This window comes from Streptomyces sp. RGM 3693 (genome assembly GCF_050471125.1).
Classification (GTDB): Bacteria; Actinomycetota; Actinomycetes; order Streptomycetales; family Streptomycetaceae; genus Streptomyces.
The window spans coordinates 151,389-167,234 of the sequence record NZ_JBMPPQ010000004.1; the positions used below are offsets into that span (position 1 = coordinate 151,389).

Annotated in this window: 13 protein-coding genes and 1 pseudogene; 6 read left to right on the forward strand and 8 right to left on the reverse strand. The window is 72.6% G+C overall.

The annotated features are described in order from the left end of the window. Positions 1-80 precede the first annotated feature (80 nt). The 4 genes from ACO0M4_RS36840 to ACO0M4_RS36855 all read left to right on the forward strand — a co-directional run bounded on the left by ACO0M4_RS36840 (position 81) and on the right by ACO0M4_RS36855 (position 4,184). Positions 81-1,508, forward strand: coding sequence for a metallopeptidase TldD-related protein (locus tag ACO0M4_RS36840; RefSeq protein WP_430375500.1), 1,428 nt, complete (start codon positions 81-83; stop codon positions 1,506-1,508). A gap of 170 nt (positions 1,509-1,678) precedes the next feature. After that, positions 1,679-3,082 carry a tyrosine--tRNA ligase gene (gene tyrS / locus ACO0M4_RS36845; RefSeq protein WP_430375501.1) on the forward strand — a complete coding sequence of 468 codons (1,404 nt, stop codon included), beginning with the start codon at positions 1,679-1,681 and terminating at the stop codon, positions 3,080-3,082. A gap of 267 nt (positions 3,083-3,349) precedes the next feature. Beyond that, positions 3,350-3,712 carry a DUF3099 domain-containing protein gene (locus ACO0M4_RS36850; RefSeq protein ID WP_430375502.1) on the forward strand — a complete coding sequence of 121 codons (363 nt, stop codon included), beginning with the start codon at positions 3,350-3,352 and terminating at the stop codon, positions 3,710-3,712. 229 nt (positions 3,713-3,941) lie between these two features. Continuing rightward, the gene (locus tag ACO0M4_RS36855) at positions 3,942-4,184 is read left to right on the forward strand and encodes a hypothetical protein (protein ID WP_430375503.1); all 243 of its coding nucleotides are present in this window, start codon (positions 3,942-3,944) and stop codon (positions 4,182-4,184) included. Here ACO0M4_RS36855 and moaA read toward each other — a convergent pair. The 3 genes and pseudogenes from moaA to ACO0M4_RS36870 all read right to left on the reverse strand — a co-directional run. Further along, entirely contained in the window at positions 4,167-5,156 is a 990-nt protein-coding gene (moaA, locus tag ACO0M4_RS36860; RefSeq protein WP_430375504.1) for a GTP 3',8-cyclase MoaA, read from the reverse strand. The two genes, ACO0M4_RS36855 and moaA, sit on opposite strands and share 18 nt — an antisense overlap. Positions 5,157-5,315: 159 nt before the next feature. Then, the gene (locus ACO0M4_RS36865; RefSeq protein ID WP_430375505.1) at positions 5,316-6,935 is read right to left on the reverse strand and encodes a solute symporter family protein; all 1,620 of its coding nucleotides are present in this window, start codon (positions 6,933-6,935) and stop codon (positions 5,316-5,318) included. 89 nt (positions 6,936-7,024) lie between these two features. Further along, positions 7,025-7,357: pseudogene (locus ACO0M4_RS36870) on the reverse strand (DUF485 domain-containing protein); the annotation flags it as partial. A gap of 185 nt (positions 7,358-7,542) precedes the next feature. Between ACO0M4_RS36870 and ACO0M4_RS36875 the strand changes: the two are divergent. Further along, positions 7,543-7,752: a hypothetical protein gene (locus ACO0M4_RS36875; protein ID WP_430375506.1), complete on the forward strand. Its 210-nt coding sequence runs from the start codon at positions 7,543-7,545 to the stop codon at positions 7,750-7,752. A gap of 196 nt (positions 7,753-7,948) precedes the next feature. Continuing rightward, positions 7,949-9,448: a S8 family serine peptidase gene (locus tag ACO0M4_RS36880; RefSeq protein ID WP_430375507.1), complete on the forward strand. Its 1,500-nt coding sequence runs from the start codon at positions 7,949-7,951 to the stop codon at positions 9,446-9,448. A 105-nt stretch (positions 9,449-9,553) separates the two neighbouring features. Here the strand turns inward: ACO0M4_RS36880 and ACO0M4_RS36885 are convergent, their stop codons facing one another. The 5 genes from ACO0M4_RS36885 to ACO0M4_RS36905 all read right to left on the reverse strand — a co-directional run bounded on the left by ACO0M4_RS36885 (position 9,554) and on the right by ACO0M4_RS36905 (position 15,838). Further along, entirely contained in the window at positions 9,554-11,230 is a 1,677-nt protein-coding gene (locus ACO0M4_RS36885; RefSeq protein WP_430375508.1) for a TIGR03086 family metal-binding protein, read from the reverse strand. A 33-nt stretch (positions 11,231-11,263) separates the two neighbouring features. Further along, positions 11,264-12,058, reverse strand: a complete 795-nt coding sequence (locus tag ACO0M4_RS36890; RefSeq protein ID WP_430375509.1) for a lysoplasmalogenase — start codon at positions 12,056-12,058, stop codon at positions 11,264-11,266. Next, a complete protein-coding gene (locus tag ACO0M4_RS36895) occupies positions 12,055-13,047 on the reverse strand; it encodes a sterol desaturase family protein (protein WP_430375510.1) in 993 nt (330 codons plus the stop codon). Before ACO0M4_RS36895 ends, ACO0M4_RS36890 begins: the two co-directional genes overlap by 4 nt. A gap of 168 nt (positions 13,048-13,215) precedes the next feature. Continuing rightward, positions 13,216-14,478 carry an amidohydrolase family protein gene (locus ACO0M4_RS36900; RefSeq protein ID WP_430375511.1) on the reverse strand — a complete coding sequence of 421 codons (1,263 nt, stop codon included), beginning with the start codon at positions 14,476-14,478 and terminating at the stop codon, positions 13,216-13,218. After that, positions 14,471-15,838, reverse strand: coding sequence for an amidohydrolase family protein (locus ACO0M4_RS36905; RefSeq protein ID WP_430375512.1), 1,368 nt, complete (start codon positions 15,836-15,838; stop codon positions 14,471-14,473). Before ACO0M4_RS36905 ends, ACO0M4_RS36900 begins: the two co-directional genes overlap by 8 nt. Between the last annotated feature and the right edge of the window lie 8 nt (positions 15,839-15,846).

A 15,846-nucleotide genomic window follows, 5' to 3' on the forward strand; every position in this document is an offset into this window, starting at 1 on the left:
GCACAGCACCGATCCGGCCGGGGTGCCGGGGGGCGTCCCCCGGGCCGGCACAGTCTCAACACGACACAGGAGGCGGGGCGATGAGCCCGCGCGGTACGCGCAGCAACCGGCCGTACGAGATCGTCGAGCGGGCCCTGGAACTGTCCCGTGCCGACGGCTGTGCGGTCATCGCCGAGGAGCACTCCAGCGCCAACCTGCGCTGGGCCGGCAACGCCCTCACCACCAACGGCGCCACCCGCGGCCGGACGGTCACCGTCGTCGCGACCGTGGACGGCACCCGGGGCACCGCCTCCGGAGTGGTCTCGCGCTCGGCGGTCACCGCGCACGAGCTGGAACCGCTGGTCCGGGCCGCGGAGGCGGCCGCCCGGGACGCCGGCCCGGCCGAGGACGCCCAGCCGCTGGTCGCGGACGGCACGCCGACCGCCGGCTTCACCGACGCCCCCGCCGAGACCTCCCCGGACGTCTTCGCCGCGTTCGCCCCGGCCCTCGGTGAGTCCTTCCGGCAGGCCCGGGCCGGCGGCCGCGAACTGTACGGCTTCGCCCAGCACACCGTCGTCTCGTCGTACCTGGGCACCTCCACCGGCCTACGGCTGCGCCACGACCAGCCCACCGGGACGCTGGAGCTGAACGCCAAGTCCCCGGACCGCACCCGCTCGGCCTGGGCCGGCCGGGCCACCCAGGACTTCACCGACACCGACCCGCGCGCACTGGACGCCGCACTCGCCCGGCGGCTGGGCTGGGCCGAGCGCCGGATCGATCTGCCCGCCGGCCGCTACGACACGCTGCTGCCGCCCAGCGCCGTCGCGGACCTGCTGATCTACCAACAGTGGTCGGCCACCGCCCGGGACGCCGCCGAGGGCCGTACGGTCTTCTCCCGAGCCGGCAACGGGGAGGGCGCCGCCCGGACCCGGATCGGCGAACGGCTCTCCGACCTGCCGCTGACCCTGCGCAGCGACCCGACGGCCCCCGGGCTGGAGTGCGCCCCGTTCGTCCTCGCCCACACCTCCGGTGCGGACGCCTCGGTCTTCGACAACGGGCTGCCGTTGGCCGCCACCGACTGGGTGCGCGATGGGGTGCTCAACCGGCTGGTGGCCACCCGGCACGGCGCCGCGCTCACCGGGCTGCCGGTGGCACCGGCGGTCGACAACCTCCTGCTGGAGGGCGGCGGTTCGCGCACCCTCGACGACATGGTGGCGGCCGCGGGCCACGACGGCCCGGCGCTGCTGTTGACGTCCCTCTGGTACCTCCGCGAGGTCGATCCGGCGACGCTGCTGCTGACCGGGCTCACCCGGGACGGCGTCTACCTGGTCGAGAACGGCGAGGTCACCGGCGAGGTCAACAACTTCCGGTTCAACGAGTCGCCGGTGGACCTGCTGGGTCGGGCCACGGAGGCCGGCCGCACCGAGCGGACGCTGTCGCGGGAGTGGGGCGACTACTTCCCGCGGACCGCGATGCCGCCGCTGCGGGTGCCGGACTTCAACATGAGCTCGGTCAGCCGGGGCGTGTGAGTGGGGGCGCCGCCCGGCCTCCGGGCGGCGCCCCCCCCTGCGGCCGGCGCGGCGGCCGGCCCCGCGAGTACGGCGGCCAGGCCGGCGGATATCGCGGTGAGCGGCCCATCCCGGCCGAATAGACTGTCCCCTGTCCTCCCCTCGGGGAACCACGATCGATCAGGGACGCCATGACACGCCTCGGCGAATCCGTCGCCCGCGCCAGCACACTGCTCTCCACCGACCTCTCCTCGGACGACACCGTCCGGGAGCTGCTCCAGGAGACCGGTGAGCGGCGCTATCTCGACCTGACGGACCTGTCGCCCAAGGAGCAGGCCGAGCTGATCGCGTCCCGCACTGTCGAGGTGCTGCCGGGCGTCACCAAGCTGGCCGAGCGCATCGAGGAGCGCCGGACGGCCGGCAAGGGCCTGCACATCAAGCTGGGCATCGACCCGACGGCGACCGATGTGCACCTCGGGCACGCGGTGCCGCTGATCATCCTGAGCCGGTTCCAGCGCCTCGGCCACGACGTCACGCTCATCATCGGCGACTTCACCGCCAAGATCGGCGACCCGTCTGGTCGTACGGCCGAGCGGCCGCCGCTGACCGACGACGACATCGCGCACAACCTCGCCACCTACCGCGAGCAGGTGCGCCCGTTCTTCGACTTCGAGAAGGTCAGCTTCCGGCAGAACAGCGAGTGGCTGGCGCCGTACACCTTCCCGGAGCTGCTGGGGCTGCTCGCCCAGGTGCCGGCGTCGCAGCTGCTCCAGCGCGAGGACTTCCGCAACCGTCTGGCGGCCGGCTCCGGCCTGACCATGACCGAGCTGCTGTACCCGATCGCGCAGGGTCTGGACTCGGTGGCGCTGGAGTGCGACGTCGAGCTCGGCGGCTCCGACCAGCTGCTCAACCTCCAGATGGGTCGCAAGCTGATGGAGCTGCGCGGGCAGCGGCCGCAGCTGGTGGTGACCATGCCGCTGATCGAGGGCACGGACGGCAGCGGCGCCAAGATGTCCAAGTCCAAGGGCAATTACGTCGGGCTGGGCGCGCCCGCCGATGACGTCTTCGGCAAGATCATGTCGGTGCCGGACCGGCTGATGGAGCCGTACCTCAAGGCGTGGACCGAGTGGACCGACGACGAGATCGCCCTCGCCCTGGGCCGGGTCGCCGAGCGGTCGGTGCACCCGATGGACCTCAAGAAGATCCTCGCGGGCGAGGTCGTGGCGGCGCTCTACGGGCTGGACGCGGCGATGGCGGCCCGGGCCGGTTTCGTGGCCCAGTTCTCCAAGAAGTCGTTCACGGACGTGGAGTCGCTGCCGGTCGTGGACGCCGGGGAGCACGGCGACCTGCCGGTCGCGGCGGTGCTGACGACGGTGCTGGAGTTCACCCCGAGCGCCTCGGCGGCGCGACGGTTGGCGAAGCAGAACGCGCTGCGGCTGGTGATCGAGGGCGAGTCCGGCCAGTCGACGGTGGTGCTCGCCGAGGCCGACGCGGTGCGCCCGCTCTCCGAGGTCCTGTCGGAGAAGCTGTCCGGCACGGAGGGCGTCGCGTACCTGAAGGCCGGTCGCAAACTGGCCCAGATCACCGGTCGTTAGGGCTCGTCCCGCGCCTGTGCCGCCGTGATGGCTGACGTGCCCCCGTCCACTCTCCTGTGGGCGGGGGCAAGCCGTGCGGCCCCGAAACCCCCTGCCGCCGCAAGCACCCGCGCCGCGAGAGGCCACCGCACGGCTACGACGTTCGGGGTACCGGTCCGTGCGCCAACGACGTGACCCGGTCTCGTAGCGCCGGGAAGGGCGGCGTACCGTGGGATCTGACCGGAATGCGGGGAGAATCCGGCGCGACGGAGCAGGTGGTGGAACGAGATGCGGAAGCAGAGCGGTGGAGTCGAAGCCTTCCGGATCACGGGAGCGCGCCAGGGGCTGACCGAGGACGTACGGGGACGCCAGCGGCGGTACGTGATCTCGATGGCGGTGCGGACCGTGGCCGTGGTGCTCACGGCCGTGCTGTGGAACATCGAGCGACCGATTGCCATTGCAACGCTCGTGATCGGGGTGGGGCTCCCCTACATCGCGGTGGTCATCGCCAACGCCGGTCGGGAGAACGTCCCTTCGCTGCCGTCGACATTCGTCAAGCCCGTGCGGCAGGCGCTGCCGTCGGGGCCCGCGGAACCCGTTGCGGAACGGCCGGCGGAGGAGTCCTCGCCCTCGCGCGAGGAGCGCGGCTGAGCTTCGCCGGGGCCGATCGCTCAGCAAAGCTCAAGAAAAGCTCAGATCAATCATGCGGTTCCGCTGCACCGCGCACCATTCCCCGTGACATACTGCGTACGCGCTCCGCATCCCCCGTCGGAGCGACGGACCGACGCCGGGCGGCTCCCCCCGTGGCTGCCCGGCGTCGTCATGTCCGCAGGGGAGAAGACCCCGGAGCGGGCGCGGGGACGGGACGTAGGGTTGAGGCGTGAACTCCCCGAACGATTCCCAGAACATCACCATCTGCTCGGCCAAGGGCTGCCGCGCCGACGCGGTGTGGGTGGTGGCCTGGAACAACCCGAAGTTGCACACGCCGGACCGGCGTAAGACCTGGCTGGCGTGCGACGAACACCGGGAGCAGCTGTCGCAGTTCCTCGCCATGCGCGGGTTCCTCAAGGACGTGGTGACGCTGGCGGAATGGGAGCGGCTGCGGTCAGCCTCCGATAGCTGACATGGGGCGGTCCGGCTGGAGGAAGGTGGGGTCGTCGAGGCCGGATCCCGCCTTCTTGCCCCACATGGCCAGCTTCCAGACGCGGGCTATCTCGGCGTCGGGGGCGCCGGAGCGCAGGGCGGCGCGCAGGTCCGTCTCCTCGGTGGCGAAGAGGCAGGTGCGGACCTGGCCGTCGGCGGTGAGCCGGGTGCGGTCGCAGGCGCGGCAGAACGGGCGGGTCACCGAGGCGATGACGCCGACGCGGTGCGGGCCGCCGTCGACGATCCAGCGCTCGGCGGGGGCCGAGCCGCGCTCGTCCTGGCCCTCGGGGGTGAGGGCGAAGCGGGTGCGCAGCGAGGTGAGGATGTCACCGGCGGTGATCATTCCGTCGCGCTTCCAGCCGTGTTGGGCGTCCAGCGGCATCTGTTCGATGAAGCGCAGCTCGTAGTCGTTTTCGATGGCCCAGGCGAGGAGGTCGGGGGCCTCGTCGTCGTTGAGGCCGGGCATCAGGACGGTGTTGACCTTGACCGGGGTGAGGCCGGCGGTGCGGGCGGCTTCGAGGCCGCGGAGGACGTCGGCGTGCCGCTTGCGGCGGGTCAGGGTCTGGAAGACGTCGGGCCGGAGGGTGTCGAGGGAGACGTTGACCCGGTCCAGGCCGGCGTCGCGCAGGGCGGCGGCGGTGCGCGCCAAGCCGATGCCGTTGGTGGTCAGCGACATCCGGGGGCGGGGGGCGAGGGCGGCGACCCGCTCGACGATGCCGACCAGGCCGGGGCGGAGCAGTGGCTCGCCGCCGGTGAAGCGGACCTCCTCGATGCCGAGGTCGCGCACGGCGATGTCGATCAGCCGGACGATCTCGTCGTCGGTCAGCAGATCGGGCTTGGCGAGCCATTGCAGGCCCTCTTCGGGCATGCAGTACGTGCAGCGCAGGTTGCACCGGTCGGTGAGCGAGACGCGCAGGTCGGTGGCCACACGGCCGTAGGTGTCGATGAGCATTGGGCCCCCTCCCCGAGAGTGTGGATCGGTCCGTCGATCAGTACGTCTTCGAGACTACGCGATGGGTCTGACACTGAGGAGGCGTGAGAAGCACGAGGTGGGCGGGGTGACGTCGTAGGTCTCTACGACGTCACCCCGCCCGTGTCCTGTAGGGACGGCTCAGTGTGCGCCGGTGCCGGTCAGGGAGCGGACCTCCAGTTCGGCGTACTTGGCGGCGTCCGGTGCTTCCCGGGAGAGGAGGGAGCCGAGCCAGCCGAGGAGGAAGCCCAGGGGGATGGAGATCAGGCCCGGGTTCTCCAAGGGGAACACCGCGAAGTCGGCGCCGGGGAACATCGAGGTCTCCTTGCCGGAGACGACCGGCGAGAAGAGGACCAGGAGGACGGAGGAGAGCAGGCCGCCGTAGATGGACCAGAGGGCGCCCTGGGTGGTGAAGCGCTTCCAGAAGAGGCTGTAGAGGAGGGTGGGGAGGTTGGCGGAGGCGGCGACCGCGAAGGCGAGCGCCACCAGGCCGGCGACGTTCAGGCTGCGGGCGAAGACGCCGAGGACGATGGCGACCGCGCCGATGCCGACGGTCGCCCAGCGGGCCGCGCCGACCTCTTCCTTCTCGGTGGCCTGCCCCTTGCGGAGGACGTTGACGTAGAGGTCGTGGGCGAAGGAGGAGGACGAGGCGAGGGTGAGGCCGGCGACCACCGCGAGGATGGTGGCGAAGGCGACGGCGGAGATGACGGCGAGCAGGATGGCGCCGCCGGTGGAGCCCGCGCCACCGCCGATCTCCTGGGCGAGCAGGGGGGCCGCGGTGTTGCCGGCCTTGTTGGAGGCGGTGATGGTGGCGGGCTTGAGGAGGGCGGCGGCGCCGAAGCCGAGGGCGAGGGTCATCAGGTAGAAGACGCCGATGATGCCGATCGCCCAGTTCACCGACTTCCGGGCGGCCTTGGCGGTGGGGACCGTGTAGAAGCGGATGAGGATGTGCGGGAGGCCGGCGGTGCCCAGGACGAGGGCGAGGCCGAGCGAGATGAAGTCGATCTTCGAGGTGGCGGTGGCGCCGTATTTGAGGCCGGGTTCGAGGAAGGCGGAGCCCTTGCCGCTGTTCTCGGCGGCGGCGCCGAGCAGCGCGGAGAGGTTGAAGTGGAACCGCCACGCCACCAGGAAGGTGATCAGCAGGGTGCCGGCGATCAGGAGGACGGCCTTGACCATCTGGACCCAGGTGGTGCCCTTCATGCCGCCGATGGTGACGTAGAGGATCATCACGATGCCGACGAGGACGACGACGAGGATCTTGCCCGCTTCGCTGGTGATGCCCAGGAGGAGGGTGACCAGGGCGCCGGCGCCGGCCATCTGCGCGAGCAGGTAGAAGATCGAGACGACGATGGTGGAGGTGCCGGCGGCGGTCCGGACCGGGCGTTGGCGCATCCGGTAGGCGAGGACGTCGCCCATGGTGAAGCGGCCGGAGTTACGCAGGGGTTCGGCCACCAGGAGGAGCGCGACGAGCCAGGCGACGAGGAAGCCGATGGAGTAGAGGAAGCCGTCGTAGCCGAAGAGGGCGATGGCGCCGGCGATGCCGAGGAAGGATGCGGCGGACATGTAGTCGCCGGAGATGGCCAGGCCGTTCTGGAAACCGCTGAACTGCCGTCCGCCGGCGTAGAAGTCGTCCGTGCCCTTGGTCTGCCGGCCGGCCCAGACGGTGAGGCCGAGGGTGGCGGCGACGAAGAACGCGAAGAGGGTGACGATCAGGGTGCGGTGGTCGCCGGCGCCGCCGGCGGCGAGGTGGGGGAGGTTCATGCGCCGGCCTCCTGTACGCCGGTCGGCTCGGGGCCGTCTTCCGGGGCTGCGGCCTGTTGGGTTGCGGCCTGTTGGGCGGGGGCGAGGGCCTCCAGGCGGGCCTTGATGGCCTCGGCGCGGGGGTCGAGTCGGGCGGCGGCATGCCGGGAGTACCACCAGGCGATCAGGAACGTGGTGGCGAACTGGGCGATGCCGAGCACGAAGGCGACGTTGAGGTGGCCCGCGACCTTGAGGGCCATGAAGTCGCCGGCGTAGCTCGACAACAGCACGTAGCCGAGGTACCAGAGGACGAAGGCGAGGGTGAGCGGGAAGGCGAACGAGCGGTGTGCGCGGCGGAGTTCGGCGAACTCCTGGCTCGACTGGACCTGCGGGTAGTCGGGCGGGTCGTGCTGTCCCGGGTCGGCGTTGGGTGCGGTGATCACGGGTCTCCTGACGCTCGATGAGCTGGTGCGGGGCTGACGATAAGGCCCGGATAAGTGACGTGGATCACGCATCGTAGGGCCGCCGGACGCGATGCGACAGACGATGGATGGTTGAATTCCCGAAGAAATCGGGGGAATGGGGGCACCGGCCGCCACCGCTCGGGCGACGCTTCGTTGAGCCGGTCATGACTCCGCCGCCCCAGCAGGACCCGTCTCCGTACGCCCCGCGCCGGCGCCCGTACGGCAGTGTCCGGCTGTCCGTGCCGATCGCCGTCGCCCCCGCGCGGCCGCGTCCCGGGGTGGATGCCCGGCGCTGGTACGGCCCGCGGATCCCGCTGCCGCCGCTGAGCATGGGCACGCTGCGGCGGCGCGACGGAGCGGGGCGGCGGGACTGAGGGCGTCGTGGGCCCGACCTCACGCGAACCCCCATACCAGATCGACTGCCTGACTCGCCGTCAATTCGCCGTACCTGTGAGGATTTCTCCGCGTTCCATTGCTGCGCGCCGGTGATCGCCGATAGCTTCACCTGTCATGCACCCGCCTGTGCGCGCCCCCGCGTACGGGCGGTCCGACGGATGAGGTGGAGTACCCATGGCACGTCCCCTTGCACATCGCCGGAACAGACGCATGCGGGCCCTGGCCGTACCGCTCGGGCTGGCGCTGACCGCAACGACCGGGTTCCTCGGATCCCTCCCGGACGCGGCCGGCGCCGCGCCGCCGGACAGTGGCCCGCTACTGTCGTACGTCGTGAACACCGTCCCCGGCCACGCCACCGTCGACAAGGTCGAGCGGGCGATAGACCGGGCCGGCGGCAAGGTGATCACCGCCCATGAGCGGATAGGCGTGATCGTCGTCCATGCGGCCAACCCCCGGTTCGCCGCCACCATCCGGACGGTGCCGGGCGTGCAGTCGGCGGGCGCGACCCGCACCGCGCCGCTCAAGCAGTCCGGCACCGCCGACGTCGGCACCCCGCAGCGGATCACCAAGGCCCAGCTCGCGGCAGCGGAGCGGACCGCGAAGGCCAAGGGCGAGGAGCCGCTGGAGCCGCTCCAGTGGGACATCCCCGCCATCAAGGCCGACCAGGCCGCGAAGGTGAACCCGGGCAGCCGCAAGGTGACCGTCGCGGTCATCGACACCGGCGTGGACGACACCCACCCGGACCTCGCACCGAATTTCTCCGCCCGGCAGTCCGCCAACTGCGTGGGCGGGGTGCCCAACACCTCGCCGGGGGCCTGGCGGCCCTACGACCCGGTCGCGGACGCCCACGGCACGCACGTGGCGGGCACCATCGCCGCGGCCCGCAACGGCATCGGGGTGACCGGCGTCGCGCCGGGTGTGAAGGTCTCCGCGATCAAGGTGAGCGAGCCCGGGACCAGCCTGTTCTATGCGGAGAGCGTGGTGTGCGCCTTCGTCTTCGCGGCCGACCACGGGGTCCAGGTCACCAACAACAGCTATTTCGTGGACCCGTGGATGTTCAACTGCAAGGACGACGCCGACCAGGCGGCCATCGTTGACGCGGTCGGCCGGGCGGCGAAGTACGCGCAGGACAAGGGCGTGGTCAACGTCGCGGCGGCGGGCAACGCCAACGCCGACCTCGCGGCCGACAAGCTCACCGACACCGGCAGCCCCAACGACTCCACGCCGGTCAGCCGCACCCTCAGCCCCAAGACCTGCTGGGACGTGCCGACCCAACTGCCCGGGACGGTCACGGTCGCGGCGACCGGTTCGCACCGCCTGAAGTCCGGCTACTCCAACTACGGCCTGGGGCAGATCGACGTGGCCGCGCCGGGCGGCGACTCCCAGCAGGTGCCCGAACTGCCGGCCAAGAACGGCAACGTCCTCTCCACGATCCCCGGAGGCGACTGGGCCTTCTACGCCGGTACGTCCATGGCCTCCCCGCACGTCGCGGGCGTGGCGGCGCTCCTGAAGAGCACGCACCCGAAGGCGAGCCCGCAGGAGATCCAGTGGCTGCTCAAGGAGCAGGCCGACAATCCCGGGTGCCCGGCGGGTGACGCCACCTGCACCGGCACCCCGCGCGTCAACAGCCACTTCGGCTACGGGATCGTCGATGCGCTGAACGCGGTGAAGTAGCCGGCGGCGCGGCGGGCCGGGTGGGGCGCGGGCGAATGGTCGATCATCCGCCGGTGGCCCCGCCCGGCGCGGCACGCCGCCGCGTCCCTCACACCGCCCGGCGGGTCACACCGTGCGCCCCAGGTAGGCGGCGAGCCGGTCCGTCGCCGTGGCGCCGGGTGGGGCGGGGCGCTCCGGGGCGAACGAGCCGCCTTCGGTGCGGGGCGCGGCCCCGTAGATCCGGTGCGCCGCCGCCAGGGTCTCCTCGGCGACCTCCGGGGCCAGGGCGGTCGGGGCGCCGAGCGCACGGGCCAAGTCCCAGCCGTGCGCGAGGAGTTCGACCACCACCTGTTGGACGAGCAACGCGCCGGGCGCCTCGTAGGGGCCGAAGGCGCGCGTCAGCATGCCGCTGCTCCGGAAGGTGGCGAGCGCGGTGCGGGTGGCGTCCTCGAAGGCGGTGCGGGGGTCGTGGCCCAAGTGGTCGGCGGCGTGGTCGGTGCGCGGTGCCCCCTTCGCGATCGAGGTGACCATCAGGCTCTCCCACACGAGGTGGTCGAGCAGTTCCCGTACGGTCCATCCGGTGCACGGTGTGGGCCGGGCGAGGTCCGCCGGCCGCAGGTCCGCGACCAGTGCGCCGACGGCCTGGCCGACCCGCTCGTAGGCGTACAGCACCCGCTCCGGGTCGGTGGCGCCGAACGCGGTGCGGTCCACCTGGAGGGGGGTGCGGTGGGCGCGCAGGGCGGCGGCGGTCCAGGTGCCGGCGGTGTCCCAACGGGGCGGTGCGGGGCGGCCGGTGGCGGTGCACAGCAGCCGCCAGTAGTGCTCGACGAGGGGTTCGGCGGCCCTCTCCAGCTGTTCCAACAGGCGGGTCCGGGCGGCCGGGCCGTCCTCGGTGGGCGGGTCGGGGGTACCCGACTGGGTGGGGAGCCAGGCGGCCACCAGTTCGGCGACGAGCGGGGCGGCGGCCGGTGAGTCGGGTGCGATGCCGTCGGCGACGGCGGCCTCGGCGCGGGTGTGCATCAGGGTGGCGACGCGCCGGGCGTCGGCTACGGGGTCGGACGCAGTGGCGGACGCGGTGTCGGACATGGTGGCGGACGCGGTGTCGGACGCGGGCGCGGTGGCGCCGAGGGCGAGTGTCGCGGCGTGACCCGCGTGGTCGGGGTGGCTGGGATGGCCGGGGTGGTCGGTAGGGGGAGTCGTCCGGGCGCTGTAGGCGGCCAGGCGGCGCAGGGCGGCGCGGAGTTCGGGGTCGCGGACCAGGGCGGCCAGCTCGATCCAGGCGTGGAGTTGTTCGGGGGTGGGGTCGTCGGGGAGGTCGGGAGTGGCCGCCAGTAGGCCGCTGCGGTAGGCGGGGGCGGGCACGCCGTCCAGGGCGTCGTCGATGAAGTCGGCGACGATCCGGCGGCGTTCCTCGGCCGACAGGCGGGCGAGTCGGGTCATCTGCGGCAGCTCCTCTGCTGCGCTGCCCCGCGCGGCCACCGCCCGGAGGACCGCGCGCTGCGAGCGCAGCGCGGCGATCTGTGCGTCCAGGGCGTCCGCCGAGCGCTCCGCCGTGTCGGCGAGGGTGCGCTCGCGGTGCAGGACGGCGCGGATCGCGGCGGTACCGACGCCCAGGTCGCGCAGGCTGCGCACGATCTCCAGGCGGGCCGGGGCGTCCGGTCCGTAGCGGCGGTAGCCCGCGGGGGTGCGGGCGGCGGGCGGCAACAGGTCCTGGTCCGACCAGTTCCTGATCGTCTTGACGGAGACGCCGGTCAGGCGCGACAGCGCGCCGATCGACAGCAGTCCCGTGCCGTCCTCGTACATGCCCCCACCTTCGGGTCTCCCACGGGGGGAGACTCAAGGGGCACGGTACGCGACCGCCGGGCGGGGCACCGCGGACGACGGGGACGCCGGGTCGTCCGGGCCGGTCGCGGCCGCCAACACCCCGATGGCGAGGGCCCATTGGGCCGACGCATAGGTGAGCATGATCCAGAACTGTGGGGCGGGGAGCTGCGGCCACTGGGCGATGCCGCCGGCGATCAGGGAGTCGGAGAGCAGGAAGAGCAGCCCGCCGACCGCGGCCCAGGGGGCCGTCCAGAGCGCGCCGAACGCCATCACGGTGAGCAGCAGGCTGTATCCGGCGACCGGGATCCGCAGATCGGCGGGGAGGTCGGGCCACAGCAGGAGCACGGTGGCGACCAGGGCGGCCGCGTACAGCCCGGCGGCGCCCACGGTGCGCGAGCGGCGCTCTCCGGTGCGAGCACCGGCCCCGCTGGAGCGGCTGAGACCGCGCCCCCGTCGGCCGTGCCGGGCGAACAGCACCAGGTAGCAGACGTGTCCGGCGGCGAACGACCCCATGCCGACGAGGAACGCGGTGCCGCCGCCGACCTGGAGGAAGGTGTCGCCGCCGCAGCCGAACAGCAGCGCCACGACCAGGAGCGGCGGCCCGCCGCGGAGCAGGACGTGTGCGGCGAGCAGCGGCATCAGGACCGGTTTGGTGAGGTGGACGGCGGTCTCCGCCAGGGACGCGGGGCCGCTGCCGGGCGCGGCGGCGGCGTGCGCCACGAGGGCGGCGAGGTGGCCGACGGCCAGGACGGCGAAGACCAGGAGCAGGGCCCGTGCGGCGCGGGGCCGCGGCGCGAGCGGTCTCACGCGGCGGACTCCCCCGCGGCGGGCCCGGCGGCCCCGGTCCGGTCCGTGGCCGAGCGGCTGCCGGCCGGTGCCCCGGTCTTCTCCACCGCGGCGGCGTCGGCTGCGGCGGCGGCTGCGGCGTCGTCGGCTGCGGCTGCGGCATCGGCCGCGGCACGGACCCGGGCCGGCTGCCAGCCCGGTCCGCGGAACACCCGTCCGGCGCGCTCGCCCCAGCCGTCCGCGGCCCGGATGTCGCGGGCGATGGCGGCGTACTCGTGGGTGGCGACCCGCAGCGGGTTGAAGGAGTTGACGTTCTTGGTGAGGCCGTAGACGGGCCGCTCGGTCTCGGGGACGAACGAGCCGAACATCCGGTCCCAGACGATCAGGATCCCGCCGAAGTTGCGGTCCAGGTAGCCGCCCTGGGAGGCGTGGTGGACGCGGTGGTGCGAGGGGGTGTTGAACACGAACTCGACGGGGCGGGGCAGTGTGCCGATCCGCTCGGTGTGGACCCAGAACTGGTAGACGAGGTTGGCACCGGAGGTGAAGGCGATCGCGGCCGGGTGCACGCCCAGCGCGATCATCGGCACGTAGAACGGCCAGACCGTCCAGGTCGTCCAGGGCTGCCGCAGTGCGGTGGTGAAGTTGAAGTTCTTGCTGGAGTGGTGGACCACGTGGCAGGCCCACAGGACCCGGATGACGTGGTGGCCGCGGTGCGACCAGTAGTAGAAGAAGTCCTGGGCGAGCAGCATCAGGGGCAGCGTCCACCACAGGATGGGGATGCGCAGCGGGGTCAGCTCGTAGATCGCGGCGTAGATCGCCACGATCGGTATCTTCCACAGCGCGTCGAAGACCAGGCTGCCCAGCCCCATGGTGACGCTGGTGGCCGCGTCCTTCGCCTCGTACCCCTCGGCGTCGTCGTCGGGGTGCAGGCGGTAGCTCACCATCTCCACGACGGTGAGCAGGACGAAGGCGGGTACGGACCACAACACGACATCGGGCAGGTGCGGCATGCCCCGCACCATAAATGCGCCGACGGGCGTCCCGCTAGAGGTTGTTACTCAGAAGTATGTAAGACGTGGCGTCAGCTTCGGGGTGCGGGCGTACCGACGGTAGCCCCGGGTCCGGGCGGCGGTGGGCGCCGGCGCCCGGACCGAGGACCTCCACCGGCGGTGGAGTGCTCACCACACCCGCACCGAAGCTCCTGTCGCGAAGGCCGGACTGGTGGCGTCGGGGGGTGGTGTGGTGAGGGGTTCGGAGATCTCGGTGGTGGTGGGGCCGACCCGGGCGGCCACGGGGGCCAGGGCGGTGAGGTCGAAGCCGTAGACGCGGGCGGCGTTGCCGCCGGTCATGGCGGCGATCTCGGCCGGCGAGAGGCCGGCGTAGGCGGCGCGCAGGGCGTGCCGGGAGTAGGGGTGGGTGCCCTCGTCGTGGGGGTAGTCGCTGCCCCACATGATCTTGTCGAGGCCGATCCGGTCGCGCAGCGGGACCTCGTGGGGGCGCATGAAGCTGGCGCCGACGTAGCAGTTGGCGTGCCAGATCTCGGTGGGGGTGCGGTCCAGGGAGGCCGCCAGACCGGCGCCGAAGCGGGATTCCGCGGTGCTGGCGCGGGCCGTGGAGGCGACCAGGCGGCCGTGGTAGTAGTCCAGCATGTCCAGGACGCCGGGGATCCAGCCGGAGCCCTGTTCGGTGAGGACGAGGGTCAGCTCCGGGTGGCGGGTGAAGACGCCGCCGAAGATGAGGTGCCACAGGGCGCGGTGGGAGAACCAGGTGGTCTCCACCATGAAGACGGCCCGGGCGGCGGGTTCGTCGCCGAGCGGTGGGGAGGCCGAGCCGCCGTGGTGGTTGACCGGGACGCCGAGGTCGGCACAGACCGCCCAGAGCGGGTCGTAGAACGGGGAGTGGAGCTCCGGGAGGCCGGAGCCGGGTGGGGTGCCGGGGAGCATGAGGCCGCCGGTGAGCCCGGCGTCCTTGGCCCGGCGGACCTCGCGGACCGCCTCGTCGACGTCGTTGAGGAGGATCTGGGCGACGCCCGCGCGGCGCCCGGGGGCCTCGGCGCAGAAGTCCGCGAGCCACCGGTTGTGGGCGCGCAGGCCGGCCCAGCGCAGCTCGAAATCGGTGCCGGTGGGTGCCGGTGCCATCAGCGACGCGCTGGGGAAGAACGGCGGGATGGTGTTGGGGAAGACGACCTCGGCGACGATGCCGTCGGCTTCCTGTTCGGCCAGCCGCCGGTCGGAGTTCCAGTTGCGGTCGGCGGTGTCGGCGAGCAGGTCCTCGTGCGGGTTGACGTAGGTGGCGGCCCAGGCGTCGAACTCCTCGTGGTACCGGGAGGGGAGGTAGGGCCGGTAGTCGAGGAGGTCGGCGCCGGCGTGGCAGTCGGCGGAGATGACGGTGTAGCGGGGCGCGTCGGTGGTCGCGCCCGGCACGGCGGTGGGCTCAGGCACGGGTCACTCCTACGTACGGGAAGTCGTGGCCGGTCAGCCAGTGGCGGCCGGTCTCGCGGGCGCGGCGCCAGGACGCCTCGACCGCCATCTGGTCGGCGGGCTGGCCCAGTTCCGCCGGGGTGGGGCCGATGCGGCGGGCGTGCGGGGCGAGCCGGGCCGGGTCGAAGCCGAAGACCTCGGCGGCGGACGTGCCGAGGATGCGGCGGGTCTCGGCGACCGGTATGTCGTGGAAGGTGTTCGTCAGCCACTCCCGGGTGCGCGGCCAGGTGCCCTCCGGGTGCGGGAAGTCGCTGCCCCAGAGGATGTTGTCGACGCCGATCTCGTAGCGCTGGGCCAGTTCGCGGCGTTTGGTGTTGGTGGCGCAGACGAAGACGTTGCGGTCGAGGTACTCGTGCGGCGAGCGCCGCAGTCCGGCGAACGGGGAGAGCTTCTTGCCGCCGTGCGCGCCGAGGTAGAGGCGGTCCATGAACCACAGGAGGTTCGGCAGCCACCAGCAGCCGGACTCGGCGACGCCGAACCGCAGGTCGGGGTGGCGTTCGAAGACCCCGGACCAGAGCAGGAACCACAGCGGGCGGGCCGGCCACCAAGTCACCTCGCTGACGAAGATGCCGAGGTGGTCGCCGTACTCCTCGCGCGGTGCGGCGCCGGAGTGGGTGACGACCGGCATCCCGGCCTCGGCCGCGGCGGACCACACCGGGTCGTAACACCGGTCGTGGTAGGGGGCGTTGGTTCCCCACATGGCGGGGATCATCAGGGCGCCCAGGCCGTCGGCGCGGGCCCGGTGGATCTCGGCGACGACGGTGTCGGGGTCGGCGGTGACGGGTAACAGGGCGACGCCGCAGTGGCGTTCGGGGTCGGTGGCGCAGAACTCCGCGAGCCAGCGGTTGTGGGCCCGGGCGCCGGCCATGCCCAACTCCGGGTCCTGGTCACCGGTCAGGCCGAGGCCAACGCCGAAGGGCGCGGCGGTCGAGCTGTCCACGGCGTCCGCGTCCGGGAAGACGACCTCGGCGGCCACCCCGTCGCCGTCGAGTTCCTTCGCCCGCTGCGCCGGGTCCCAGCCGCCGCGCAGCCCTTCCTCGTGGTCCTCGAACCACTGGGCGGCGAAGGTCTCGTTGCGGACGCCGAGCCGGGTCATGGCCGCGCGGCGGGCGCCCCGGCCGGCCAGGAAGTCGTCGAAGGCGCGGTGGAAGCGGCGCTCCAGATAGGGGCGGTACTCCTCGGTGGGCAGTCCGGCGTGGCAGTCGGAGGAGATGATCAGGTACGGGTCCTGGGGGCCGGGGTCCGGCGGCGGGCCGTCGTGCGGTGCGGGGTGCGGCGGCGCGGGGTGCGCTGCGGTGGTGTCCTGGTACGGGTCGCTCATGGCGGTCC

Bases quoted from the DNA above. Each gene is read 5' to 3' on its own strand.
- ACO0M4_RS36885 (WP_430375508.1), bottom strand. From the start codon at position 11,230: ATGTACGAGGACGGCACGGGACTGCTGTCGATCGGCGCGCTGTCGCGC.
- ACO0M4_RS36865 (WP_430375505.1), bottom strand. From the start codon at position 6,935: ATGAACCTCCCCCACCTCGCCGCCGGCGGCGCCGGCGACCACCGCACC.
- ACO0M4_RS36850 (WP_430375502.1), top strand. From the start codon at position 3,350: ATGCGGAAGCAGAGCGGTGGAGTCGAAGCCTTCCGGATCACGGGAGCG.
- ACO0M4_RS36880 (WP_430375507.1), top strand. From the start codon at position 7,949: ATGGCACGTCCCCTTGCACATCGCCGGAACAGACGCATGCGGGCCCTG.
- ACO0M4_RS36840 (WP_430375500.1), top strand. From the start codon at position 81: ATGAGCCCGCGCGGTACGCGCAGCAACCGGCCGTACGAGATCGTCGAG.
- ACO0M4_RS36905 (WP_430375512.1), bottom strand. From the start codon at position 15,838: ATGAGCGACCCGTACCAGGACACCACCGCAGCGCACCCCGCGCCGCCG.
- ACO0M4_RS36895 (WP_430375510.1), bottom strand. From the start codon at position 13,047: ATGCCGCACCTGCCCGATGTCGTGTTGTGGTCCGTACCCGCCTTCGTC.
- tyrS (WP_430375501.1), top strand. From the start codon at position 1,679: ATGACACGCCTCGGCGAATCCGTCGCCCGCGCCAGCACACTGCTCTCC.
- ACO0M4_RS36875 (WP_430375506.1), top strand. From the start codon at position 7,543: ATGACTCCGCCGCCCCAGCAGGACCCGTCTCCGTACGCCCCGCGCCGG.
- moaA (WP_430375504.1), bottom strand. From the start codon at position 5,156: ATGCTCATCGACACCTACGGCCGTGTGGCCACCGACCTGCGCGTCTCG.